Annotated in this window: 19 protein-coding genes; 7 read left to right on the top strand and 12 right to left on the bottom strand. The window is 65.2% G+C overall.

Annotated features, from left to right (window positions below; all coding sequences use genetic code 11):
• Positions 1-232: 232 nt before the first annotated feature.
• Positions 233-1,147: a LysR family transcriptional regulator gene (locus VQ042_RS00865; protein ID WP_331814510.1), complete on the bottom strand. Its 915-nt coding sequence runs from the start codon at positions 1,145-1,147 to the stop codon at positions 233-235.
• A 154-nt stretch (positions 1,148-1,301) separates the two neighbouring features.
• Here VQ042_RS00865 and VQ042_RS00860 point away from each other — a divergent pair, with 154 nt between their 5' ends.
• Both VQ042_RS00860 and VQ042_RS00855 read left to right on the top strand, forming a co-directional pair.
• Complete coding sequence (locus VQ042_RS00860) at positions 1,302-1,955, top strand: hydrolase (protein WP_331814509.1); 654 nt, start codon at positions 1,302-1,304, stop codon at positions 1,953-1,955.
• Between the two features lie 372 nt (positions 1,956-2,327).
• A complete protein-coding gene (locus tag VQ042_RS00855; RefSeq protein WP_331814508.1) occupies positions 2,328-3,164 on the top strand; it encodes an alpha/beta fold hydrolase in 837 nt (278 codons plus the stop codon).
• Positions 3,165-3,231: 67 nt separating this feature from the next.
• Here VQ042_RS00855 and VQ042_RS00850 read toward each other — a convergent pair whose 3' ends face one another.
• The 9 genes from VQ042_RS00850 to VQ042_RS00810 all read right to left on the bottom strand — a co-directional run bounded on the left by VQ042_RS00850 (position 3,232) and on the right by VQ042_RS00810 (position 16,416).
• Positions 3,232-3,861 carry a TetR/AcrR family transcriptional regulator gene (locus tag VQ042_RS00850; RefSeq protein ID WP_331814507.1) on the bottom strand — a complete coding sequence of 210 codons (630 nt, stop codon included), beginning with the start codon at positions 3,859-3,861 and terminating at the stop codon, positions 3,232-3,234.
• A gap of 118 nt (positions 3,862-3,979) precedes the next feature.
• A complete protein-coding gene (locus VQ042_RS00845; RefSeq protein ID WP_331814506.1) occupies positions 3,980-7,159 on the bottom strand; it encodes an efflux RND transporter permease subunit in 3,180 nt (1,059 codons plus the stop codon).
• A gap of 154 nt (positions 7,160-7,313) precedes the next feature.
• Positions 7,314-8,504: an efflux RND transporter periplasmic adaptor subunit gene (locus VQ042_RS00840; RefSeq protein WP_331814504.1), complete on the bottom strand. Its 1,191-nt coding sequence runs from the start codon at positions 8,502-8,504 to the stop codon at positions 7,314-7,316.
• A gap of 248 nt (positions 8,505-8,752) precedes the next feature.
• Positions 8,753-8,983: a hypothetical protein gene (locus VQ042_RS00835; RefSeq protein WP_331814503.1), complete on the bottom strand. Its 231-nt coding sequence runs from the start codon at positions 8,981-8,983 to the stop codon at positions 8,753-8,755.
• Between the two features lie 414 nt (positions 8,984-9,397).
• Complete coding sequence (locus tag VQ042_RS00830; RefSeq protein WP_331814502.1) at positions 9,398-10,405, bottom strand: homoserine dehydrogenase; 1,008 nt, start codon at positions 10,403-10,405, stop codon at positions 9,398-9,400.
• Between the two features lie 277 nt (positions 10,406-10,682).
• Positions 10,683-11,843: a class C beta-lactamase gene (gene ampC, locus VQ042_RS00825; RefSeq protein WP_331814501.1), complete on the bottom strand. Its 1,161-nt coding sequence runs from the start codon at positions 11,841-11,843 to the stop codon at positions 10,683-10,685.
• Between the two features lie 547 nt (positions 11,844-12,390).
• Positions 12,391-14,046: an acetolactate synthase large subunit gene (locus VQ042_RS00820; RefSeq protein WP_331814500.1), complete on the bottom strand. Its 1,656-nt coding sequence runs from the start codon at positions 14,044-14,046 to the stop codon at positions 12,391-12,393.
• 176 nt (positions 14,047-14,222) lie between these two features.
• Positions 14,223-15,659, bottom strand: a complete 1,437-nt coding sequence (locus VQ042_RS00815; RefSeq protein WP_331814546.1) for an IS701 family transposase — start codon at positions 15,657-15,659, stop codon at positions 14,223-14,225.
• A gap of 19 nt (positions 15,660-15,678) precedes the next feature.
• Positions 15,679-16,416, bottom strand: a complete 738-nt coding sequence (locus VQ042_RS00810; RefSeq protein WP_331814498.1) for a hypothetical protein — start codon at positions 16,414-16,416, stop codon at positions 15,679-15,681.
• A gap of 714 nt (positions 16,417-17,130) precedes the next feature.
• Here VQ042_RS00810 and VQ042_RS00805 point away from each other — a divergent pair.
• Entirely contained in the window at positions 17,131-18,366 is a 1,236-nt protein-coding gene (locus VQ042_RS00805) for a hypothetical protein (protein ID WP_331814497.1), read from the top strand.
• 311 nt (positions 18,367-18,677) lie between these two features.
• Here the strand turns inward: VQ042_RS00805 and VQ042_RS00800 are convergent, their stop codons facing one another.
• Positions 18,678-20,048, bottom strand: a complete 1,371-nt coding sequence (locus tag VQ042_RS00800) for an amidase (RefSeq protein ID WP_331814495.1) — start codon at positions 20,046-20,048, stop codon at positions 18,678-18,680.
• 215 nt (positions 20,049-20,263) lie between these two features.
• Between VQ042_RS00800 and VQ042_RS00795 the strand changes: the two genes are divergently transcribed.
• The 4 genes from VQ042_RS00795 to VQ042_RS00780 are packed head-to-tail and all read left to right on the top strand — an operon-like array spanning position 20,264 to position 23,534.
• Complete coding sequence (locus VQ042_RS00795) at positions 20,264-21,166, top strand: branched-chain amino acid ABC transporter permease (RefSeq protein ID WP_331814493.1); 903 nt, start codon at positions 20,264-20,266, stop codon at positions 21,164-21,166.
• Positions 21,163-22,104, top strand: coding sequence for a branched-chain amino acid ABC transporter permease (locus VQ042_RS00790; protein WP_331814491.1), 942 nt, complete (start codon positions 21,163-21,165; stop codon positions 22,102-22,104). Before VQ042_RS00795 ends, VQ042_RS00790 begins: the two co-directional genes overlap by 4 nt.
• Positions 22,097-22,828: an ABC transporter ATP-binding protein gene (locus VQ042_RS00785; protein ID WP_331814490.1), complete on the top strand. Its 732-nt coding sequence runs from the start codon at positions 22,097-22,099 to the stop codon at positions 22,826-22,828. Before VQ042_RS00790 ends, VQ042_RS00785 begins: the two co-directional genes overlap by 8 nt.
• Positions 22,815-23,534: an ABC transporter ATP-binding protein gene (locus tag VQ042_RS00780; protein ID WP_331814489.1), complete on the top strand. Its 720-nt coding sequence runs from the start codon at positions 22,815-22,817 to the stop codon at positions 23,532-23,534. The genes VQ042_RS00785 and VQ042_RS00780 overlap by 14 nt, the downstream gene beginning before the upstream one ends.
• A 111-nt stretch (positions 23,535-23,645) precedes the next feature.
• Here the strand turns inward: VQ042_RS00780 and VQ042_RS00775 are convergent, their stop codons facing one another.
• Positions 23,646-24,863: an ABC transporter substrate-binding protein gene (locus VQ042_RS00775; RefSeq protein WP_331814488.1), complete on the bottom strand. Its 1,218-nt coding sequence runs from the start codon at positions 24,861-24,863 to the stop codon at positions 23,646-23,648.
• Positions 24,864-25,048 lie beyond the last annotated feature (185 nt).

Raw genomic sequence — 25,048 nt, 5'->3', positions numbered from 1 at the left:
TCGCTTGGGTCTCCAGACAACCTCGCCCTCGGTGATGCGAATGCCTGATTCCGGTCGATCCGGACCATGCGAGCGGGTGCGCGCTTTCGGCCGAACCAGAATGCAATCTGACGGGCGAGCATGCGTCCAGCTAGTCCTGCGATGCACCAAGCTGTGTCGCAGGAAGCGGAACGCACCGGCGTCTCCGCGTTCGACGCCTGATCGGAGGGACAGTCGACCGCCTTCCTTCGGATCAGGTGCCGCACTGACCGTTCTCTGCGGCGATGCCCCAACGGCGCGGGTTCATCTCGAAGCTCCTGATCAGCATATCGGTGAGCACCCGCACCTTTCGCGCAGGATGCTGACCAGGCGGGCGGATGACATACGCGCCGGCTGCCGGCGGTGGATAGCGTGTCATGATCGGAACGAGCGCGCCGGAGGACAAATATTCATACGTGATGCAATCGGGGAGCCAGGCGATGCCGAGGCCTGCCGCAGCGGCAGCGGCAAGCGCCATGGCGTTGTCGGCCTTGAACCTGCCCTGCGGCTGAACCGAGACGATCCTGTCGCCATCCATGAACTGCCAGGCTTCCGTTCCCTGCATGAGGGCCTGGTGGTTGACGATCTGCTCCACCGTCTCGGGCGAACCGTGGGCGTCGATGTAATCCGGGCTTGCGACGAGCTTTCCATAGATCGGCCCGACGCGTTTCGCGATCAGGTTGGAGTCCTGGAGATAACCAACCCGGATCGCGCAATCGAAACCCTCGGCGATCAGATCGACGAAGCGGTCGCTGTAGGAGGTATGGACGTGGAGTTGCGGGTGTCGTTGCGCCATGTCCGCAAGCACGGGGGAGAAGTGGGTCGGGCCGAAGGATAGCGGCATGGCAACCCTCAGGCGGCCGCGCAGTTCGCCGCTGGGCAGGATCGTCTCCCTGGCCGTATCGATCTCGGCGCTGGCCCGGGCTGCATGGTCCCTGAACGTGGATCCCGCTTCCGTGAGCGCGGCGCCTCGGGTCGTTCGTGCCAGAAGCTGGACGCCGAGCTCCGCTTCGACCCGAAAGAGTCGCCGACTGACGATCGATTTGGAGACGCCGAGCCGGCGTGCGGCGGCCGATACGCCCCCGGCATCGGCCACTGCGACGAATGTCTGAAGATCCTCGATGTCCAATTTGGCGTTCCTTCTTTCGCGACACAGCTTGCCTGAGTATGGCGCTATCGCATCAGCAAAAAGTCCAGCAAACAGCGTTCAGGCAATTTCGCCCACTGGCGCAGGTCTCCAGTGAACCCATCGCCGTCCCTTGCGGCAGCCAAAGGATATCGTGATGATCCCCCGTAACGGCCTTGATTCGCTACTTCGTCCCGAAGACTCGGTTCTTGTTCTCATCGACCACCAGCCCTACCAGCTTGCGAACCTGAACAGCCACGAACCGCAGATGGTGATCAACAACACTGCCGGCCTGGCAAAGGCCGCCAAGGCCTTCGCCGTTCCCACGATCCTGACGTCCGTGCTTGCCGAGCGCGGCGGTCTGCTCTTCCCTCAGATCACCGAGGTGTTCCCGGGACAGGACGTGATCGACCGCACGCTCATCAACACCTGGGAGGACCGGACGGTGGTGGACGCGGTCAAGGCAACCGGCCGCAAGCAGCTGATCATCGCCGGCCTGTGGACCGAGGTGTGCGTCGCGATGCCGACGATCCAGGCCCTCGGCGAAGGCTGGGACGTGACGGTGATCACCGATGCATCCGGTGGCGTTTCGGTCGAAGCCCATCAGGTCGCCATCCAGCGCATGATCGCGGCCGGCGCAAACATGATGACATGGGTCGCGCTGGCTGCCGAATGGCAGCGTGACTGGGCCCGGGACGATACCGCCAGCAAGATGACCGAGATCTTCGCGCAGCATGCCGGCGGGAGCGGCATCGCTTACTTGTGGGAACAGCAGCTGCTGAATACGCCGGTGCCGAGCGTCGCAGCCTGATCTCTGGCGGGACGACGAGGCGCGCGACGACGCCAGGCGAAAAGCGGCTGTCGCACGAGCCTCGTGATGTCCCGCCCGCACAGAGCCTGCAAGCATTGCGGGTGGAAAGCCGCGATGCCGTTACGTCGGCAGACTCGACCTTGGACCGTCACACAGGGCAGCTCATCGGAGACCCTGCCGAGGAGCGGAGGGACTGCGTTCGCAACCCGGATCGCCATTCACCGTGGAATGGCGCTGCATGACCGTCGCAGTATCCTCCCGAGCAGCCGAGCAAGCTCTGTGCGGATCGCAGTAACACAGCTTTGCTTTTCCCAGGGGAATGCACATGCTGCAGTGCCCGCCAACGCCGCCGTTCCAGAAGGAGAACACACCATGGGCTTTGTCACGACCAGCGACGACGTACAGATCTTCTACAAGGACTGGGGGCCCAGGGACGCCCAGCCCATCGTCTTTCACCATGGCTGGCCGCTCAGCTCCGACGACTGGGACGCGCAGATGCTGTTCTTCCTGTCGAAGGGCTATCGCGTCGTCGCACATGACCGACGCGGCCACGGACGCTCGGCGCAGGTCGCCGACGGACACGACATGGCCCATTATGCCGCCGATGCGTTCGCCGTCGCCGAGGCGCTGGACCTGCGGAATGCGGTCCACATCGGCCACTCCACCGGTGGCGGCGAAGTCGCGCGATATGTGGCGCAACACGGCGAACCTGCCGGGCGCGTGGCCAAGGCGGTCCTTGTCTCCGCCATTCCGCCGCTGATGCTGAAGACCGACGACAACCCGGAAGGCACACCGCTGGAGGTCTTCGACGGCTTTCGGGCGGCGCTGGCCGGCAATCGCGCACAGTTCTTCCGCGACGTCCCGTCGGGGCCGTTCTACGGCTTCAACCGGGACGGCGCGACGGTCCATGAGGGCGTGATCCAGAACTGGTGGCGGCAGGGCATGATGGGCAGCGCCAAGGCGCATTACGATGGCATCAAGGCCTTCTCGCAAACCGACCAGACCGAGGACCTCAAGGCGATCACCGTGCCGACGCTGGTGCTGCACGGTGAGGACGACCAGATCGTTCCGATCGCCGCTGCAGCCTTGAAGGCGATCAAGTTGCTGCCGAACGGCACGCTGAAGACCTATCCCGGTTTCTCGCACGGGATGCTGACAGTGAACGCCGACGCTCTGAACGCCGACCTTCTGGCGTTCGTCACCGGCTGAGGCCGCTGCGGGACGGGATACCCGGTCCGGTCCCGCAGGTCGCGCCGACGTTTGAGTCGCCTTCGCGTCAAGCCGCGCAGATGTCCGGGGCAGCCCCCGCTTCATCCGGCTTGCCGGGCCACGATTGCATGAACTGCCGGACGACCGTCTCGAGCTGTTCGGGCCTGGCGCCGCCATTGGCCTGCACCACGAGACCATTGGCGACGGTGATCACATAGCGGCCGAGGCTGTCGGTGTCGGTATCGGCTGGCAGGTCGCCGTCGGCCTTCCAGCGCTCCAGCCGTTCGCAGAGCCGCTTCAGATTGGACATCCGGCGCGACTGGAGATCGTCCTTGACGGAATCGCCGTCAGGGCTGCAGACGAGCGCCCCCTGCACCATGAGGCAGCCGCTCGGCGTCCCGTCGGGTGCTTCCGCGCCGGTAAACAGCATCAGGAAGCCTTCGATGGCGCGCCGGGACGAGGGCTGGTCGAGGATCGTGTCGAGATAGGCGATGCGCCGTTCGGCGTAGCGGTCGACCGCCTTCCTGAACAGCTCTTCCTTGTTGCCGAAGGCGGCGTAGAGGCTGGGCTTGGTGATGCCCATGGCGTCGATGAGGTCGGCCAGCGACGTGCCCTCGTAGCCCTGTCGCCAGAACAGGAGAATGGCCTTGTCGAGGGCATCGTCGACATCGAACTCTCTGGGACGTCCTCTGGCCATGTCGCTTTTTTCCCGGTCCTCATACTCTATGCCAGTCTTGGCTATCATATGGGGATTATCCGGGTTTTTCAAAGCGTAACGGGACATCAAGCTGCCGCCTCCCGCGGCTGAAGGCGGTTCATGGATGGGCCACTGATGCCGCCTCCGGCATCGCCGCGTCGGCCCGCGCCAGGGGCCGGAAGCCGGAGAGCTTGCGCACCAGCACGTAGAACACCGGCGTCAGGAAGATCCCGAAGACCGTGACGCCCAGCATGCCGGCGAACACCGCGACACCCATGGCCGCGCGCATCTCGGCGCCCGGGCCGGTCGACAGCACCAGCGGCACGACGCCCATGATGAAGGCGATCGAGGTCATAAGAATGGGGCGCAGCCGCAGCCGGCTCGCCTCGACCGCCGCCTGGCGGGTCGTCATGCCGGAAATCTCCAGATCGCGGGCGAACTCGACGATCAGGATGGCGTTCTTGGCGGACAGGCCGACCAGCACGATGAACCCGATCTGCGTGAAGATGTTGTTGTAGCCCTGGTCGAGCCAGACGCCGACCAGCGCGGCGAGGATTCCCGTCGGCACGATCATGATGATCGCGATGGGCAGGGTCAGGCTCTCGTACTGGGCCGCAAGCACCAGAAAGACCAGGAGCAGGGCCAGCGGAAAGACGATCAGGCCGGAATTGCCGGCGATGATCTGCTGGTAGGTCAGGTCCGTCCACTCGAAGCCGAAGCCATTGGGCAGTGTCTCGGCCGCGACGCGCTCCACCGCGGCCTGCGCTTCGCCGGAGGAATAGCCGGGGGCGGGGCCGCCATTGATGTCTGCGGCGAGGAACCCGTTGTAGCGGGTCACCAGTTCCGGCCCGGCCGAGGGCTTCACGGTCATCAGCGCCGACAGCGGCACCATGGCGCCGTTCGATGAGCGCACCTTCAGGCGGGCGATATCGTCGGGCTGGCTGCGATCGCCGGCATCGGCCTGGACGCGCACCGAGTAGGTGCGGCCGAAGGCGTTGAAGTCGTTCACATAGAGCGAGCCGAGATAGATCTGCAGCGTGTCGAAGACGTCCGTGACCGAGACGCCGAGCTGATGCGCCTTGGTCCGGTCGAGATCGGCGAAGAGCTGCGGAACGCTGATCCGATAGCTGGAGAACATGCCGGCGAGCTCCGGCGCCGCGCGCGCCTTGGCCAGGAAGTCCTTCGTCGCCTGGCTCAGTGCCTCGTAGCCGCGGCCGGCGCGGTCCTGGATCTGCAGCTTGAAGCCGCCGATGGTGCCGAGGCCCTGGACTGGAGGCGGCGGGAACATGGCGATCGTCGCCTCGCGGATGGAGGCGTATTTCTGGTTGAGCGAGCCCGCGATGGCGCCGCCCGGCAGGTCTTCCCGGTCCTCGAACGGCGCTTCGGTGACGAAGACGACGCCGGCGCTGGGGCTGTTGGTGAAACCGTTGATCGACAGGCCCGGGAAGGCGACGGTGCTGCTGGCGCCCGGCTCGTCGAGCGCGATGTCGCTCATCTGCCGGATGACAGTCTCGGTCCGATCCAGACTGGCGCCATCGGGCAGCTGGGCGAAGCCGACGAGGTAGCCCTTGTCCTGCGCCGGCACGAAGCCGCCGGGCACCTGGTTGAACATGAACGCGGTCGCGCCGACGAGGACGAGATAGACGCCCATGACGATCGTCTTTCTCGACAGCAATCGTCCGACGGAGTTGCCATAGGCGCGCGAGCCGAAGTTGAAGGTGCGGTTGAAGCCGCGAAAGAACCACCCGAAGAGGCCGTCCATGGCCCGTGTCAGGGGATCCTTCGGCGCATCGTGCCCCTTCAGGAGGAGGGCGGCGAGTGCCGGCGACAGCGTCAGCGAATTGATCGCGGAGATGACGGTCGAGATGGCGATCGTGACGGCGAACTGGCGGTAGAACTGCCCCGTGAGACCCGAAATGAAGGCGAGCGGAACGAAGACCGCGACGAGGACCAGCGCGATCGCGATGATCGGGCCGGAGACCTCGCGCATCGCCTTGTAGGTCGCCTCGCGCGGGGCCAGGCCCTCCTCGATGTTGCGCTCGACATTCTCGACGACGACGATCGCGTCGTCGACGACGATGCCGATCGCCAGCACCAGGCCGAACAGGCTGAGCGCATTGATCGAAAAGCCAAGCACGTAGAGCGCGCCGAAGGTGCCGATGATCGATACCGGGACGGCGATCAGCGGAATGATCGAAGCACGCCAGGTCTGCAGGAAGACGATGACGACCAGCACGACGAGCACCACGGCCTCGAGCAGCGTGTGCACCACGGCCTCGATCGAGGCGCGCACGAACTGGGTCGTGTCGTAGACGATCTCGTACTCGACGCCTTGGGGCATGTTGGCCTGCAGCTCGTCCATCGTCGCGCGGATGGCGTCGGAGACGGCGATCGCGTTGGAGCCCGGCGACTGGAAGATCGGCAGGGCGACGGCCGGCTCGCTGCTGAGAAGCGAGCGCAGCGAATAGCTGGAGACGCCGAGTTCGACCCGGGCGACGTCGCGCAGCCTGACGATGGCGCCATTCGGTGCGGTCTTGACGATGATGTCGCCGAAGGCCTCGGGCGTGTTCAGCCGGCCTTGCGCGTTCACGGAGAGCTGCAGCTCGATGTTGCCGCTGGTCGGCGGCGCGCCGATCTGGCCGGCCGCGGCCTGGACGTTCTGCTGGCGGATCGCGGACACCACGTCGCTCGCCGACAGGCCCTCCTCGGCGACCTTCTGCGGGTCGAGCCAGACACGCATGGCATAGTCGCCCGAACCGAACACCTGGACGTCGCCGACGCCGGCGATCTGCGCCAGCCTGTCGGCAACATTGATGACGGCGTAGTTGCGCAGATACTTGATGTCGTAGCGCCCGTCCGGCGAGACGAGGTGTACCACCATCATCAGGTCGGGCGAGCTCTTGGTCGTGGTGATGCCGAGCGCGCGGACCTCTTCCGGCAGCCGGGGCTCCGCCTGGCTCACGCGGTTCTGGACGAGCTGCTGGGCCCGGTCGGGATCGGTGCCGAGCTGGAACGTGACGGTCAGGGTGAGGGCGCCGTCGGCGGTCGCCTGGCTGGACATGTAGAGCATGCCCTCGACACCGTTGATCTCCTCCTCGATCGGCGTCGCGACGGTCTCCGCGATGACCTTCGGGTTGGCGCCGGGATATTGCGCGCGGACCACGACGGAGGGCGGCACGACCTCGGGATATTCGGAGATCGGCAGGGCCTGCATGCCGAGCAGACCGCCGAGCAGGATGAAGACCGACAAGACGCCTGCAAAGACCGGACGATCAATGAAGAAGTTCGAGATGTTCATGTGGGTCTCTCCGTTTGCCGGCGAGGGCGTTTCAGCGGCAGGGTGCCCGGCGCCCGGCAAAACGGGGCGTCACGGCGGCATGCGGATATCGAGGCACTGGGTGGACGGACGGCCCGGCTGCGGGGGAGAGCCAGCCCGTCCTGACCGTCACGACTTATTCGGCAGAGGCGAGCGTGACGGGTTCGGGATCGACGAGGGTGCCGGGCGTCAGGGACTGGATTCCTTCGGCGACGATCTGCTCGCCGGGCTTCAGGCCGTCTTCGACCACCCGCAGCCCGTCGACCGAGGCACCCAGCCGGATGGTGCGGTACTCGACCGTCCTGTCCTTGCCGACGACCAGCACGTATTTGCGGTCCTGATCGGTGCCGACGGCACGCTCGCTGATCAGCAGCCTGTCCTCCGGCCGGGGTTGCCCGAGCCGGATCCGCACGAATTCGCCGGGGATGAGCGATCCCTTCGGATTATCGAGCGCGGCCCTGATCCGCAAGGTGCCGCTCTGGGGATCGACCTCGTTGCCGATGAGCTGGACATGGCCGCGCACGGCCGCCTGCGCACCCTCGGAATCGAACCGCTGCACCTCGACCGGGATGTCGCCATAGGCGGGCAGCGGGCCGTTCTGCTCCGGCAGCGCGGAGAGGATCTCGGCGACATCGCCGGCATTCACGTCGAAGCCGGCATAGATCGGATCGACCGAGACCACCGTGGTGAGAACGGCGGACGAGAGCCCCGCCGCCACCAGATTGCCTGCGGTCACCGCGATCTGGCCGATGCGGCCGTCGATCGGCGAGCGGACCTCGGTGTAGCCGAGATCGAGTTCGGCGGTTCTCAGGGCGGCCTTTGCCGCATCGGCGTTGGCGACCGCCTGGGCGGAGGCGCTGGCGCGCTGGTCGAGGGTGCTCTGCGAGACGGCGCGGGAGGTCACCAGGGACTTGGCGCGACCGACTTCCAGCGCTGCCAGGCGCACCTGGGCCTCGGCCGCCTCGACATCGGCACGGGCCCTTGCGACGGCCGCCTGATAGGGCGCCTGGTCGATCGTCGCGATGAGATCGCCCGTCTTCACGAGTGCGCCCTCGCGGAAATGAAACGACTGGATCGCGCCGCCGACGCGGGGCCTGATCTCGACGCGGTCGACCGCTTCCAGCCGCCCGGAATACTCCCTCCAGAGCGTCACGGATCGCGGTGTCACCTCTTGGACGGAGACCTTCACCGCGACGGGGGCGGTGGCTGCCGATTCATCGGCCGCCGCGCGATCCGCTTCGTTCAGGGCCGCGGTCGTCGCGCCCGCGGCGATGGCGACCACCAGGCTCGAGCTCCAGAGGAGCCGCCGAAAGACTGTCCGTTTCATTGGAACCTCTTGCGAAGGATTGTGAGAAGCTCAGCGGCCGGACGATCTCCAGCCCGACCGTCCGCTCTCGATGGAAACTTGAAGGCGCGATGCATTACGGTCGGCTAGGGAGCCGGCACGACGGACGGCGATGAGACCGCCGGGCGAGGGGCAAACACCATGGCAGGGTCGCCTGCATGGATGATGCCGCCCGGGCGCCGACTCGGCCCGCGCCCGGGCGAAACGAAGCCTGCCTGCAGGCTGGAATGTCAGTAGCTGCGGGCGCCGAGAGGGCGCAGGACGCTGGCGCGGGCTGCCTCTTCCGCTCGCTTGCGCGCGTATTCGGAGCCCGGAATGTCGGCCGATGACTGATCGGCGGCCGGATAGCCGTAGGTCGAGCTGCGCGTCGTCGACCGGGCAGCGGCATCGGGATATCCGGCGGCAATCCGTTCGCGCTCGGCGAAAGCGTTGGCGCGGCTGGTAGCGTCAGATCCGGGCACGTTTTGCGCGGACGCCAGGGTCGTGCAGAACGAGCGCGACGGCGCTGGTGGTGAGAAGACGGGTCATGATCTTGCCCTTAGTGACGGGCGCTGTGCCAGGCCCCCAAATCATCGGAAAGGGCGGCGAGCGTCCGGATCGGTGCGATATGTACCGATTGGTAGCGATCAGATAGAAAGGCTCTCCGACCGGTTCAAGGACTTCAATACCGATCGGAATAAAAAACTTTCGACGGGCTCTGCCGTGCTTCCGGCGTTGGCCGCCAAGCCCGAAGGCCCACGCCCTTACGACCGTTTCTCCGTCGCCGGGCATTGGTCCTTGGGCCGGATCCGCGGGGGCCCGGGCGACCTCAATCGCCGAGATTGCGTGGCTGCCCACCGTCCTGGCGCACAGTCATGAGGAATTCTGCGACAGCGTCAGAGCCGCGGGGCGGCTCGCGCCACCAGGATGTGTTCGAGATCCTTCAGCGCGGCGGCGCTCGTGGCGATCGGCTCGGTCCCGGAGCCGATGGCGATCGTCTCGCCCATCGCATCGGTGCTGATGCGGATCGCCTTGTTCTTTCCCCGCACCTGCGCGAGCGGATCGGCCAGCGGATAGGTCCTGATGCCGACGTCGGCACGCGCCGTGCCGTCATCGAGGGCAAGGCTGCCGACGAGCTTGGGCACGAGGCCGTCCGCCTGCCATGCCGCAATCTGCTGCACCGTCACCGAATGAATGCCCTCGACGACGATGTCGTCCATCGCCAGGTCGAGGCCCAGCCCGAAATTGGCCAGGATCAGGAGCTTGCTGGCGGTATCCCATCCTTCCGTGTCGTTGCGCGGGTCGCTCTCGGCGAACCCGCCGGCCTGGGCTTCCCGCAACGCCGTGTCGAACCCGATCCCCCGCGCCGTCATGGCGGCGAGGAGATAGTTGGTCGTGGCGTTCAGGATGCCTTCCATCCGCAGGACGGTGCAGCCGAGCAGGCTGTGCTCGATGAGGTCGATCGTCGGGAGGGACCCCGCGGTGGCGCCGCTGATCTTCAGGGTCGCGCCCGAGACTTGTGCGAGGGCGCGCAACGCCCGCCCGCTGTGGACCAGCGCGCCCTTCGAGATCGTGATCGCGTCCCGGCCGTCGGTCAGGGCGGCGCGGAGATAGGCGAGGCCCGGACCTCCTGTCCGAAAATCGCTGGGCCCTGCCTCGATCACGATGTCGGCGCCGCTGGCCGCAACGAAGTCCGGTCCCGACAGGCCGGCTTGCAGCGTGTCCAATCGATTCGCCTCGAGCCCGTTCGGGTCGCTCAGTCCGGATCGCGAACCGCAGACCGCGACCAGACGAACCTCGGTCCCGTAGAGCCGCAGATAGCGCTCGCGGCGCGACAAAAGCAGCATCGCCGTGGCGCGACCGACGCCGCCGAAGCCGGCGATGGCAACCTTCGCAACCCGCATGGTTCCGGTCCTTCAAGCTGCCTGGCCAGTAGCAGCCTCTTGANGGCGCGACAAAAGCAGCATCGCCGTGGCGCGACCGACGCCGCCGAAGCCGGCGATGGCAACCTTCGCAACCCGCATGGTTCCGGTCCTTCAAGCTGCCTGGCCAGTAGCAGCCTCTTGATCAAGGGCGGCATGCAGGGATGCCGGGCGATCCATGCAAGTCCTCGCGCGAATCCCAAAGAAGCAGACGCGGCCGGCGGTGCATAGTCGCGGGGCACCGCCGGCCGCTGCGATCCTATTGCGCCACGAAGTCCGGATCGATCGCTTCGAGGATTGCGTGTGCGGCTTCGATGCGCGCCGGATTCGGCCAGAACCGGTTGGCGAGGAGCACGATTGCCGTACCGCGCTCGGGCTGGAACAGTGCATAGGCACCGAAGCCGCCGGTGGAGCCGGTCTTCGAGACGGTACCGACAGCGTCGCCGGTCACCGGGGAAGCGGGGCGCTTCACGCGGTTCGGCTCGAGGACGAAGGCCACATCGGCGCCCTGGAGGAGATCGTCGAGGCGGGCAGGGGCGGCATACAGCTCCCAACCGAGGCCCTGATGCATCGCATCGACCCGGTAGACGCCGGTGCGCGCCTTCAGCAACGCCGCCTTCAGGTCGTCGTCGAGACCTGCCGGATCGACGGAGGACTCCACGAAGCGAAGGAAGTCGCTTGCCGTGGTCTTGATGCCGTAGGCTTCCTCGTCGAAGAGGCCCGGATTGACGCGCACGGCGTTGTTGTCGCGCGTGTAGCCTTGGGCATAGTCATCCACGCGATCCTCCGGGACCTCCAGGAACGTATCGGTCAGACCCATCGGCTCGAAGATCTTCCCCGCCATCAGGGACGGGAAGGAACCGCCGGTGCTCGCGGCGGCCAGATGGCCCGAGAGCCCGATCGAGGGATTGGAGTAGAGGCGGCTGCCGCCGATCTCGTCTGTCGGCTCGAAATCGCGGAAGTAGTCGGCAAAATTCGTCGCGTTGACGCCATCGGGAAACTGCAGCGGCAGCCCACCGGCGACGAAGGTATGGAGTTCGAGCAGGCTTGCCCCGCCGATCGGGCTGTCCGCAAGATCCGGCAGCACGGTCTGCGCCCGGCTCGACAGGTCCACGGCGCCTTCCGCTTCGAGCCGCGCCAGAAGGGTTCCGGTGAAGGGCTTCGACAGCGATCCGATCTCGAACAGGGTCTCGTCGTTCACCGTCTTGCCCGTCTCGCGGGACGCGACGCCGTAGTGGAAGAAATGTCGCTCGCCCTCGTGAAGGATCGCGACGGACATGCCCGGCACGCCGTGTTCGGCCATCAGCGGTTCCACCACCGCGTCCACGGTTGCGCGCGTCGCCTCGTCCGCCATCGCGGGCGTGCCGAAGAGGGTGGTCAGGAGGGCGCACGCCATTGTGCGCTGGATTGCAGGTCGCATGTTTTCTCGGATCCTCGTTCAAATCTGCAACTGCGGTGTTGGTCTGGTGTTCGCCCGCATGCCTAGCCGAGGGGGAACGCCTGCCGACGACCGATGGGTGCGGCCCTTCCAGACCACGGCGAAATCTCTAGCGACCAAGTTGTCGACATCATGGGCTCGAGCCGGATCGGCAGATCGTGCAGGCGTCGTCTGCCGCATGGGACAGCGCGCGGGATTTGCGGGGGCTTCCCCGCCATTGCCCGCTTTCTGCCCTCCCTGAGCCCGGACGGCGATCGATCGGCTGCGTGCGGTCAAGCCGGAGTTTTCCCTGGACTCCGAGCGCACATATCGACGCTTCGGGGACTCGCCGCTGATGGAGCGCTTTCTGGCGGCGCTCGCCCTGCGCAGGCGCCGGAATCGGCCGGTGGCGCACTTGGCGCGGTGGGAGCCAAGGCCAGTTGAGCACGCAAAGCCGCCATTTCTGTCAGGTCGAATACGATGGTCGACCTGGCTCGCCGGTCGGCCAGGAGGCGCCCTTCGACGACCGGACGACGGGTGACCAGCCCGATCAGGCGAGCTTGATGTCCGGCGTGCGGTTGCGCAGTTCCTCCACGAGAACGCGTGTGTTCTCGGCATAGTCGATCGGGACCTCGACGAGGTGGACGCCGCCGCCAGCGAAGGCTGCCTCCAGTGTCGGGACGAGGTCGTCCACGGCCGTGACCCGCGAGCCCGTGGCGCCATAGGCTTCGGCATAACGGACAAAGTCGGGATTGCCGAAGGTCAGCCCGAAATCGGGGAATTCGTCGACCGACTGCTTCCAGCGGATCATGCCGTAGCCGTTGTCGTTCAGGATGACGACGACGAGGTTGAGACCGAGCCGGACGGCCGTCTCCATCTCCTGCGAGTTCATCATGAAGCCGCCGTCGCCGCAGACCGCCATGACGCGGCGCTTGGGGTACAGCATGGCCGCCATCATCGCCGAGGGAAGGCCGGCGCCCATGGTCGCCAGCGCATTGTCGAGCAGCAGCGTGTTGGCGACATGGGTCCGGTAGTTCCGGGCGAACCAGAACTTGTACATGCCGTTGTCGAGGCAGACGATCCCGTCCTCCGGCATGACCTGGCGCACATCGTGGACGATCCGCTGCGGCGTGATCGGGAAACGGTCCTCCTCGGCGCGGTCGTTGATCTTCGACAGGATCGTCTGGCGCAGTTCCAGCATGGAGGGATCGGCGACGAGCTTGCCCTCGAGCCGGTCGGCAAGGCCCGTGACGGTTGCGGCGATGTCGCCGATCACCTCGGCATCGGGATGATAGACCTGTTCGACGGCGGCGGACTGGTAGCCGATATGGATCACCTTGCAGCCGCCGGCGCTCTTCATCAGGAAGGGCGGCTTCTCGATCGTGTCGTGGCCGACGGCGATGATCAGATCGGCATGGTTGACGGCCTGATGCACATGGTCTCGCTCGGACAGCGCGGCGGTTCCCATGTAGAGGTTGGAACCGCCCGTGACGGCGCCCTTGCCCATCTGCGTGTTGAAGAAGGGCAGCAGGGTACGTCCCACGAAGGACGACAGCGTCTCGACGAGATGCGGCCGGTTGCCGGCGGCGCCGATCATCACCAGCGGCCGCCTTGCCGCAAGGATCATGTCGGCCGCCCGGTCCAGTGCTTCACGCGGAGCGATCGGCCGCTCCAGCGGATGGGCCGGGATCATTGGGACGTCGACGCTCTCTTCCGCGGCGACATCCTCGGGCAGTTCCAGATGCACCGGCCCCGGCCGCTCCTCCATCGCGACGCGGAAGGCATCGCGAACCACCGAGGGAATGCTGGCGGCGCTGACGATCTGCCGGGTCATCTTGGTCAGCGGCTTCATCGAGGCGACGACGTCGACGATCTGGAACCGGGCCTGCTTGGCGGTCATGATCGCCTTCTGCCCGGTGATCATTATCATCGGCATCGCGCCGAGATGCGCATAGGCCGCCCCGGTCGAGAAATTGAGGGCACCGGGACCGAGCGTGGCGATGCAGACGCCCGGCCTGCCGGTCAGCCGGCCATGGGTGGCCGCCATGAAGGCCGCCGCCTGCTCGTGCCGCGTGAGGATCAGCCTGATCCTCGACGTGCGCAGGGATTCCAGAACGTCGAGATTCTCTTCGCCGGGAACGCCAAAGATGCAGTCGACGCCTTCGTTCGCCAGCGTGGCGACCAGCAGATCCGAACCTTTGCGCATCGTGCGATCCTCGTGAGTTCGTGTCATCGACAAGGTCGTGCGTCCATCGCAACGAGGCAAGGGCGCCATGGGATGTCGCATGAAACGCGGCCGAGCGGCAGCCAGATCGTCGAGCACTGGGATGTGCTCCAGGTCATCCCGGGAAGCTCGGCCAATTCGAACGGCATGTTCTAGTCCTACTGCGTCATAAACCTGGCAGGATTCGGTTTGGCGGATATTTCGTTGCACAACAGGGACATCGTTCGAGACTTCGCGCGAGTGCGCTTGTGAGGCGTCTTCGCACGGTCGCGATCGAGTTCGGCACGTGCCGTTCGGGTCGCAGTGGCGGCGCTGCGGGATCGACGACCTGCGGGAACGCCAGGCGTCGGGCGTTTGGTTGGGGCCAGTGCTGAGGGGGGAAACCTCGCCCGTTCGGCGATCAGGAATCCGTATGCTGCGCTGCAGAGCGTTGCATGGTGGTGAAAGCCCCGCCAGCCGCGGCCCTCGTAGTGGCCGAGCCCAAGCTCCTGCTTGAGCTCGAGATAGTCGCGCTCGATCCGCCACCGCATCTTGGTGAGTTGCACCATCCGATCGAAGGCGATGCTCTCTGGGAAGGTCGACAACCAGTATTTGCTCGGCTCGTCCTCGCCGTGGGGCCATTCGATCAACAGCCATTCCTCGGGACGGGGCTCGCTGCGATTGTAATCGCGGTGCGCCGGCCGCACGCGCACACGGGCGAAGCGAGACGCGAGCGGCTCTTCGCAGCCCTCCCGCCACATGATCTTGGTCCACGCCTCGTCGGGCAAGCCGAGCGCCAGCGTCTTGGCTGATACGGGCTGGTGCTCGCGATCGCGGCGGATCCGCTTTGGCGGTCGGCCGCGGCCAGACCAGACACGCGGCGACGGCGGGGGATTGTCCCGCGTCCACAACGATGTCTGCGGCAGGATGCCTGCCGCGTAAGTCAACCCGAGCGTGGTGACACCGGAACGCAGCTTCGTGTCGGCGCCATATCCGGCATCCATCAGGACGACGCCTCGCGGCAAGCCCGCGTCGCAGGCGGCGATGATCTGGTCGAGAGCGATCATCGGCTTGGTCTTGAAGCCGACGTCTTCCGGAACGCCAACTCTTTGCCGGCGCGCGGGATCGTCGGCCCAGTCCTGCGGCAGATAGAGACGATAGGCGACTGGAAGGCTCGCTGCGTCGTTTGCGATCGACAGCGAGACGGCGACCTGACAGTTGTCCTGCTTGCCGAGTTGGCCGGAATACTGGCGCGCCACGCCGACAGAATGCCTGCCTTTCTTTGGAAAGCTGGTGTCGTCGATGATCCAGGCCTCGATCGGCCCGCTGCCCTCGACCGCGGGCGTGACCATCGCGGCAACCTTGGCAAGGACCGTTTCGTCCGACCACGGCGATTGCCCGACGAAATGAAGCAGTGACTGGTGTTGTGCGGCGACGCGTGACGGCGCAGCGATCGCTGCCATCGGCTCCACGCTCTTGCGTTCAGCCGGCAGCAACAGGCCGGTGCAGTAGTCTCGAAGCGGTCCGGCGCGATCCGCGTGACCGATCACGCCCACCAGTTCCTCGACGAATGACAGGAAACGCGCTTCACTGCTCGCATCAAATATCTGCGACATGCGTGTGGCTCCTAATCCATCAACACCACACGATCCTATGTCGTCCGGGGATAGGAAAGGGCTCCGCCTGAAGCGCCCGCCCGAAGAACTCGAACGGATTGACGATCCAACGCTTGATCTCGAGCACGGGGTCGAAATGCAATACAAAGGGTCCCGCCACATAGCCCCCGCCCGGCCCCGTTGCCACGGCGACGCTGCGCATTGTGCGGCCGAGGATGTCCGCCTCGTATTCGAGTGCGACCCTGGCATCCTCACCAAGGCGCGAGACCACAGAATGCTCGGGTGGCACTGGATCGAGATCACTCTCGAAGCCGATAATAGACGGGTCGATCCGAGTGACTTGGGACGACGTAATACTGCTGACAAATTCAGATGTAAGCGTCAGCCCCATTCTCTCGAGAACGCGGTTGACGCGACGCCGGCTTCCGGGGGTGAGCGGGCCGCCGAACTCGCCCAGGATGAGAATGCGAGGAACGGTTTTCGCCGCCTCATCCAGCCAGCCGAAATAGGCCTCGGTATCCTCGACGTTGTAAGTGAACATCGTCAGGACCGCCACGACGTCTCGTGTCGCTTCCAAGGTCGGTGGGCCGTCCTGCAGATCGTGATAGCGCAGGACATAGCCGAGATGATTGAGAGGCATCTCGGCATTCATGTGGATCATCGTATCCGAAGGCGTTGCTTCGAAGGAATTGTCGTATATTGCAAGAATGTTACGATTAATCGCATCGGCAGAGGCCAATTCTGGAAGAATCGCCATGATGAAACCAATAACTTTCGAACATACGAGGCATAGTATACGCGGCAAATCTACGACCTTGCTGTCGAAAATCGATTGGGTTTTTCGAAAACTACCTCGGGTAGCAGCAGGAGTCGAGGGAGTGGTTACCGTGGGGTTAACAGAGAAAATTTGCCTCAATCTTTCAGGCCTGTGCGCAGCGATCTCTCCCACGCGAAGGCCGGCAAGACAGGAGTGTGAAGCCATGGCAGTGCGCGTGGGTGTCGCCTCTGCTTCACCACTGCCATCGGCCGTTAGAATTCCAAATCCGTCAGCACGAGCTTGTCTCATCAAAACTTCGGAAGGCAGGCACGTCGTGCCGTCCGGATGTCCGCGATCTTCGCGAGGGGCGAGAGTTCCGAGGGAATGACTTATCGCATTGTCTCGCCCGAAGTTTTTTTGACCGCGGGCCGTCGCCTCATCTAATTTGCGTCGCACGACAATCGTTGATGACAGCCTTGCGACCGACCCGCACCGCATGGCTGCTGTTAAGCTGACGTAGCGTAGGGTCTTCGCGTGCTGAACTCGAGGGGATAGTCGCAGCGGTGATGCAAGCAAGTTCAACAGGTTACATTTGGCTGCGGCACGGGGGCAGAATCTCGCCGGGCCAGCCAGCTCCGTTGATCCAGATTCTGCGCGAAAGCGCGTATTGATATGTTCCCTCCATTGCAGATGCGATGCGAAAGGGAGGGAGACATGTTGCGTGCCGCCATATTGTCTGCGGCAGTCTTATCGAGCACCGGCGTTGCCATCGCGCAGCAGATTGAAGGTTTGCATGGGCCGGCGGCGGAGACGCTTGCCGTAGAACTACGAAAGACCGACTTTCTCGATCCGATGCAGGTCAATCTCTTCTACGGCGACCTGACCGGGCGCGGTACGAAAGATGCGGTCGCGCTGATCTACCATCCCTCCGGTGGCAACAGCGACTATCTTGATGAATGGCTTCTCCGGGACGTTGGGGGGCGCTACGAGGTCGTGAAGGATACACCGCTCGGCGATATCGTCGGCGATGGCGCTCGTGACATCCTTTTCGCACCGGGCCGGTTTGAAGTGACAATGACAGTCATGAACCCGGGCGATCCGCGTTGCTGCCCGACCGGCGAAAAGCGCTTCGTCATTGTACTGGACGACTCTACCGCTCAAAGCTCGTCGGCTTCGGGCGCGACCGCCAACAGCGGCGGTGCATGGACCGCGAGACAGACGACCAACCCGGTCGGCGTCGATATTGAAGCCATATCCATTGACGGGCGTTCCCGTATCGAAGGTGGCTGCGGCACCGAATTCCTCGAGCCCGGCTTCTGGCTGACCTTCTTCCATGACGGTGATGCACTGGAGCGCAGGCACCAAAAGCCGGAACCGCTATTGTTGGAGATCACAGGCAGCAACGATGTGCAGTATTTTACGGCGAGCACCAGCTATGAAGGGCCGGGCGATTCATGGGTGGCTGACCGGCCATTACCCGAGGCTTTCCTCGACGCCTTCGCCGCGGGCAATCAATTGAGGGTCACCGGCGGCGGCGAGGGCGGCGGCGAAATTGCCGGGTTCGGCCTGCGCGGCACTTCTCGTGCGGTCGCGACGATGCGCGAGATCTGCGGTCCGGCAGCAATCGCCGCGGCCATTGCCCCGGTCGCGCTGCCCTTCGCCGATGGCCGGTATCTGAGCGATCCGTCGCTATGCGGTCTCGATGATAGCAGCATCGTCGACCGGATTGGCGACGACATTCACTATGCCCTTTACACCATCAAGAATGGTCAGGTCGGCGGCGCGGAATCGCTTTGCGACGTCCGGGACGTGAGCCGTGATGGCAATCTCGTCCGCATGAACGCCGAATGTACCGTCGAAGGCATGGTCAACGTCTCGACACTGGAGATGACCTACATCTCGGACACCGCCTTCCGATCGGGTGAGCGCGTATTCGAGCGCTGCGATTAGCCGCGTGGACTGCCCTGGGACGAAACAGCCGGACCGGCGTGCTGATCCGGCATTCGGGGCAGCTATCAATGAACAGGGGTGCAGCGCGCACGGCCAGATGACCAACGCCGAAAGGTCCGACACATCGTTGGACGTGGGGAGCGTGCGCGTAACACAAGACCGACGGATCCCCGCTCTCGGCGCGACCGGGGCAGGTCGCAGGGCCGGCCGGCTACAACGCGAGCTCTCCAACTCATCCCATCGGCCAGCCCGCATCTGCGTGCCTCCGGTGCGCTGGCGCGGGCCTTCGGAGCAGCCCGTCTTGTAGGCTGTTATCTGGCTTGTGGTTGGTTTTCGGATGCGAGACTGCGCTGCTGCATCGCAGCCAGCAGCGAGACGGCGACGGACATGGCCAGGTCCTCGCGGCCGCTTCGCGCACAGATCTGCATGGCGATGGGCAACCCGTCCGCTGTCGTGGCAACCGGCACCGAGATCGCGCAGAGATCCAGATAGTTGGCCAGCCGCGTCAGCCGAGACATGGGGAACAGCGTCTCGTCGACATCGGCCAACGGGCAGGCGGGCATGGGTGTCGTCGGCAGCAGGATGACGTCGCCGTCGCCGAGGAGATCGTCGAGCCTTTCCAGTGCATCGCGCCGTGCGGCCACCAGCGCGTCATAGGCTTCGTCGCTGATGCCGGCGCCTTGCCGGACGCGGCTGCGCACGGCCGGGTCCAGCGGCAGGTCCGGATCGTCCACCAGATGCCGCAGCGCGTCATAAGCCTCCTTCGCCATGATGGCACCAGTGTCGGACTGGTAGTCGACGAACTTGCGAGGCAGGACAAGGGGCTGCGCCGAAAAGCCTTGTTCGGACAGGGCGGCGATGCTGGCGAGGAAGGTTGCGGCCACGCTCGGTGCCAGCGGGTCCAGTTCCGCGCGTTGCGGCGTTCTGACGATGATTGACGAGGCCTGCCTCTCGCGCGGTCCAGTCTCAGGTTCTCGCATGGCCTCGAAGATCAGCCGCGCATCGTCGATGTGATGGGTGAGGGGGCCGATCGTGTCGAAAGTGGGCGACAGGGGCGCCACGCCCCGGGTGGAGACCGCGCCCCAGCTTGTCTTCAGGCCGACGGTTCCGCAGAGCGCGGCAGGAATCCGGACCGAGCCACCGGTGTCGGAGCCGATTGCCGCAGGCACGAGGCCGGCGGCCACGGCCACCGCCGAGCCGCTGCTCGAGCCGCCGGCAATGTAGTGGCGATCGACCGCCCGCGGGTTGCGCGGCGCGCCGAGCGCGGCATTGGTGCCCCAGCTCCCGAAGGCGAATTCGACCATCTGGGTCTTGCCGATCAGGATCATTCCTGCGTCTTCCAGGCGACGCAGGAATGGAGCCGTCGCTGTCGCGGCCGCCGTGCCATAGACCTGCGAGCCGAATCCGGTGACGTGGCCTTCCATGTCCGCCAGATCCTTCACAGCGATGGGGATGCCGTGGAGCGGTCCACGCACGCGGCCCTCCGCGCGCTCGCGATCCAGCCGGCGGGCAGCATCCATCGCGGCCTGCGGATAGACATTGACGAAGGCGTGGAGCCCGTCATCCAGCCGCGCAGTCCGCGCAAGGCACTCTGTAACCAGCGTCTCGCTGTTCAAGCTGCCCGCAGCCATGAGGCGCGCGAGCTCTGCGAAGGGCAGGGCGACGATATCGGTCTGCGGCATGGCAAAAATTCCCTGGCGCGGTTCGACAAGACGTTGAGGTGAGCTTCATAGCTCATCCGCGCGGTCGCGCCTGCGGCCGATCTGTCGCGATCTGTCGCTTCCAGCGAGCCCCATTGCGACAGTTGCTGCGCTGCAAGGCCATTGTCCGATCCGTGGAAAGCGTCCATCGTTTCCGCTGTCCCGCCGTTTTCCCCGCAGAATTGAAGAGCAACAGCATGAGCCTCCTGGCGATCTCCGAACAGGCGATCAACGGTCTGATCATCAGTTCCTTCTACGCGCTCACCGCGCTGGGGCTGGCGGTCATCTTCGGCGTCCTCCGCATCGTGAACTTCGCCCATGGCGAACTCTACATGCTCGGCGGATACGCCTATTACCTGGCGATCAGTGCGCTCGGCCTGCCGCCGCTCTTCGCGCTTCTGGTCGCCGCGGTGGCCCTGTTCGCCGTCGGGGCCGCGATCGAATGGCTGCTGATACGCCCCATCCATACGGGCAAGATCGACCGTCCCGAAGAATATGCCATCATGATCACCTTCGCCCTGTCGATCTTTCTCCTGAATCTCGCAAACAGCGTCTTCGGCCCCTGGCCGCAGCGACCGGAACCCCTGATGCGCGGCCGTGTCGAGATCGGCGAGCTGATCATCAGCGGCGACCGGTTGGCCGCCGCCGGTGCTGCGATCATTCTCATGACGGCCGTCATTCTCGCGCTGCGCTACACATGGGCCGGCAAGGCCGTGCGCGCTGTCAGCCAGGACCGGATGGCCGCGGAGATCTACGGGATCAGCGTCCAGCGTGCGGGGCTGATCGCCTTCGGCGTCGGCGCCGCCCTGGCGGGTCTCGCCGGAGCGCTGATCGGCCCGGTTTTCAATGTCACGCCGCCCATGGGCGTGGTTCCGGTCATCAAGGCCTACATCATCGTCGTGCTCGGCGGCCTCGGATCGGTGCCGGGAGCAATCATCGGAGCCGTGATCCTCGGGCAGGTGGAGAGTTTCGCCACGATCCTGATCCCCGACCAGAGCCGGGCGCTGGCCTACAAGGACGCCTACGGACTTCTCGTGCTAGTCGCGGTGCTGCTGCTGCGCCCGCAGGGTCTCTTCGGCCGTCGGGAGCGCCGGGCATGAGCGGCGTGGCACCGATGAAGATCACCGGTCTTGCCGTCCTTGCGCTGGGCTTCGCCGTACTGCCCTTCGTCGGGCTCTCGGACTACTGGGTCTATACGGTCACGATCGGCTTCTACTACGCGCTTCTGGCCGCGAGTTGGTCGCTGCTGGTCGGCTATGTCGGACGAATCAGCTTCGCGCAGGCAGCGATGAGCGGCCTCGGCGGCTATGCCTCCGCGCTCAGCGTCATCCATCTGGGTCTGCCGGTCGGCCTCGGCCTCGTCACGGGCGTGGTCATTGCCGGTATCGTCGGCTTTGCGCTGGGCTGGCTGACCCTGCGTCTGCACGGCGCCTATCTCGGCCTGACCACGATCGCCTTCGGCGAGATCCTGCGGATCACCGTTACGGCGGAGCATGGCCTCACCGAGGGCAGCCTGGGGCTGCGGGTGCCCGCGCTGATCCCGGGCGGCAGCCGGCTGGATTACTATTATCTGTTCCTTGCCGTGACCGTCATGTGCCTGATTGCCATGGGGCTGCTGCTGCGTTCGCGGATCGGCCTCTTCTTCCAGTCGATCCGCGAGGACGAGGACGGATCGGCCAGTCTCGGCGTCGACGTGACCCTGTGGAAATGCGTCGCCTTTGCCGTGTCCAGCGCCTTCGCAGGCCTTGCCGGCGGGCTCTACGCGCATTTCGTCCAGCTCATCACGCCGTCGATGATGTCGCTGCAGGAGATGGGCATAGTCCTGGCGATGGCCGTCATCGGCGGATTTCACAACATTCTCTACGCCGCACTCGGCGGGATGCTGCTGCAGGTTCTCCTGGAGATGCTGCGCGAAGTGGAGCAGTGGCGCTTGGTCGTCTTCGGCCTCGTCGCCATCCTGATGCTGCGCTTTGCCCCGAACGGAATCTTCGGCACGCTCGTCGACGCCGTCACCAGCCGGAGGAAGCGGGATGCCTGAACAACTCGTCGTCCAGGGACTGAGGAAGCGGTTCGGCGGCGTCGTCGCGCTGAACAACATCGACCTGTCGGTGGAGGCGGGCGAGATGGTCGGGCTCATCGGGCCGAACGGCTCCGGCAAGACCACGCTCCTGAACATCGTCAGCGGCTACTACGACGCCGACGGCGGCACGATCGCGTATGACGGAAAGCCCGTCGCCGGGCTGTCGCCGCATCGCCTCGCCCGGATCGGCATCGGCCGGTCCTTCCAGGTCACCAAGGTCTTCCGCCGGCTGACGGTCCTGGAGAACATGCTCGTTGCGGGCCTGTCCGACTGGAGTGAGAGCCGGCCTGCCGCCACGAACCGCGCCATGACGGTGCTGGACGATCTCAATCTGACCCGGCTGGCGCACGAGAGAGCCGGCAATCTGTCCGGGGGACAGGCCAAGCTCCTGGAATTTGCGCGCATCATGATGCTGCAGCCCAAGCTCGTTCTCCTGGACGAGCCCTTCGGCGGTGTTCACCCGGAGCTGAAACGCTTCATGTACGAGCGGATCCGCGAATGGAATGCGAATGGCGTGACGATCATCCTGATCAGTCACGACATGGGGTCCATCTTCGGCCTCTGCCGCCGGGTCGTCACCCTGAGTTATGGAGACATCATCTGCGACGGAACGCCGGACGAAACGCGCGCCAATCCTGCGGTCCTGGAAGCCTATCTGGGAGATCGCCATGACGCAGCTTGAGGTCTCGAACCTGCGCGCCGGCTACAGCCGCGACATCGACATTCTCAGCGGCGTCAGCGTCATTGCCCGGCCGCGGCAGTTGACCACCATCATCGGCGCCAACGGCGTCGGCAAGTCGACGCTCCTGAAGACCATCATCGGTCAGCTGCGGCCGCATGCCGGGTCGATCCGCTACGGCGAGACGGACCTCGTCGGGGTCGCCACGCGCGATCTCGTGCGCATGGGCATCGCCTACGTCCCTCAGGGCCATGCTCTCTTCAAGGACATGACGGTGGCGGAAAACATCGAGATGGCCACCTGGTCGTTCCGTTCCGATCGTCAGCGCTGTCGCACGGCGACCGAACGGGTGTTCGAGCGGGCGCCCCATCTGAAGGAATTCCGGCAGCGTCGGGCCGGCCTGATGTCGGGCGGCCAGCAGCGGCTCATGCAGCTGGAACTGGCGCTGATGAGCGATCCCGACCTGATGCTGATCGACGAGCCGACGGTCGGCCTCGACCCCAAGCGCGCCGGGGTGATCTACGACCATCTGCGCCGGCTGGTCGGCGAGGAGGGGCGGACCGTCCTCATGGTCGATCAGAACGTCATCGCGGGCACCGACGTCGCCGACTACATCTATGTCCTGGAACTCGGTGCAAACAAGATCGAGGGCAGCAAGGCGCATTTCGACGAAACGTATCGCGACACGATCGCCGACTGGCTGTTCTGACCGCCGCGTCCCGGTTGCAGCAGGCGTAAGGCAAGATCATTGCAGACACGAAAAACCCCCGCCGGCGCGAACCGGCGGGGGTTTTTCACGTGAGGATGTCCGAGCCGGCGGTTACGGCTTCAGAACGATCTCGTCCGTGGTTGCCTCGGCCCGCGGCCACAGGATGGCGGCATCCGACGGCGTCTGGTTCGCCTCGGTGTACTGGATCACGAAGATCGGTACGTCCGGCCACTGCTGGAACTTCCAGGCCGGATCCTTGTCCTGCGGGAAGTAGATCTCGCCGCGGGTGCCGTTCCAGCGAAGCTGGCGCAACGCCTCCTGCAGCGCCGGGCCGTCCGTGCCGCCGGCCGCCTTGATCGCCTCGGCGATGACCATGACGCCGTCATAGCCTTCCATGGCGACCGCGTTTGCGGGACGGTCGAACTGGGCCTGGTAGGCTTTCGAGAACGAGCGCGACAGTTCGGTATCCGGCTTGCCGGGAAGGCCCGCGGGATTACCGATTACGTACTGGCCGGCATCACCCATGACGTTCCAGAATTCCGGCTCGAGGACGTCGGCGCCGGCGGCGAAGATCGCCGTATCCTTGGAGGGGGCCAAGCCCAGATCATAGGCCTGTCGCAGCATGAGCAACAGGTTCGAGCCGGTGAATCCGGCGACGATCAGGTCCGGCTGGGGATCGGCGCGCTTGAGCTGCAGGAGCTGCGGCGTGAAGTCGCTGACCGTGCGCTCGGCGGTGAACGAGGTGACGTTCGCGCCCGTGTCCTGAAGGTTCTTGGTGAACACGTCGATGATGCCGAAACCCCAGTCGGAGTTTTCGGAGATGATCGCGATGTTCTTGAAGCCGGCTTCCTTCACCCAGTCGGCCGCAACCGAATAGACCAGCGAATTGGCCACAGTGATGCGGAAGACTTCCGGGATGCCGGCGGCCGTGACCGCATCGGACCAGCATTCGCCGGCGACGAACGGAATGTCGTATTTCTCCGCAACCGGACCGACTGCGGTGCAGACAGCGCTGTGGGCGCTCCCGGTGACCGCGACGACGCCTTCGCTCGACGCCAGCCGTTCGAAGGCGGCGACGCCCTTTTCCGGAACGCCCGACGTATCCTCGACGACGAGCTCGACCTGCTTGCCGAGAAGGCCGCCGCTCTCGTTGATCTCCTCGATCGCGATGGTCATGCCGTCGCGCAGGGATTCCCCGGTCTGGACACCGCCGGGTGGCGAGAGCGGCGCAATACCGCCGATCTTGATGGTCTCCTGGGACCAGGCCGCGGACGTACCGACGGCAAGGGCCACCAGGGCTGTGGCTGACAGTTTTGCGAGTTTGATCATGGCCTCTCCTGTTGACTATCGAGAGCGCGAAAACGCGGCACTCGCGGCACCGTTCTGCCCACGATTTAGGCGTGCTCAGAACGAGACCTTGTCCGAAGTGTGGGCCGAGAACCCGCATGGGCGCAATCGGGAGAAACCGCTTGATCTGAAGCGGCTGGACGTTGCATTAGCGCCACTCAGCGACA

The sequence above is a fragment of the Aurantimonas sp. A2-1-M11 genome (assembly GCF_036549475.1).
In the GTDB taxonomy this organism is placed as follows: Bacteria; Pseudomonadota; Alphaproteobacteria; order Rhizobiales; family Rhizobiaceae; genus Aurantimonas.
Note: the sequence above shows the minus strand (reverse complement) of the source record. Positions and strands in the feature narration are given on the sequence as shown.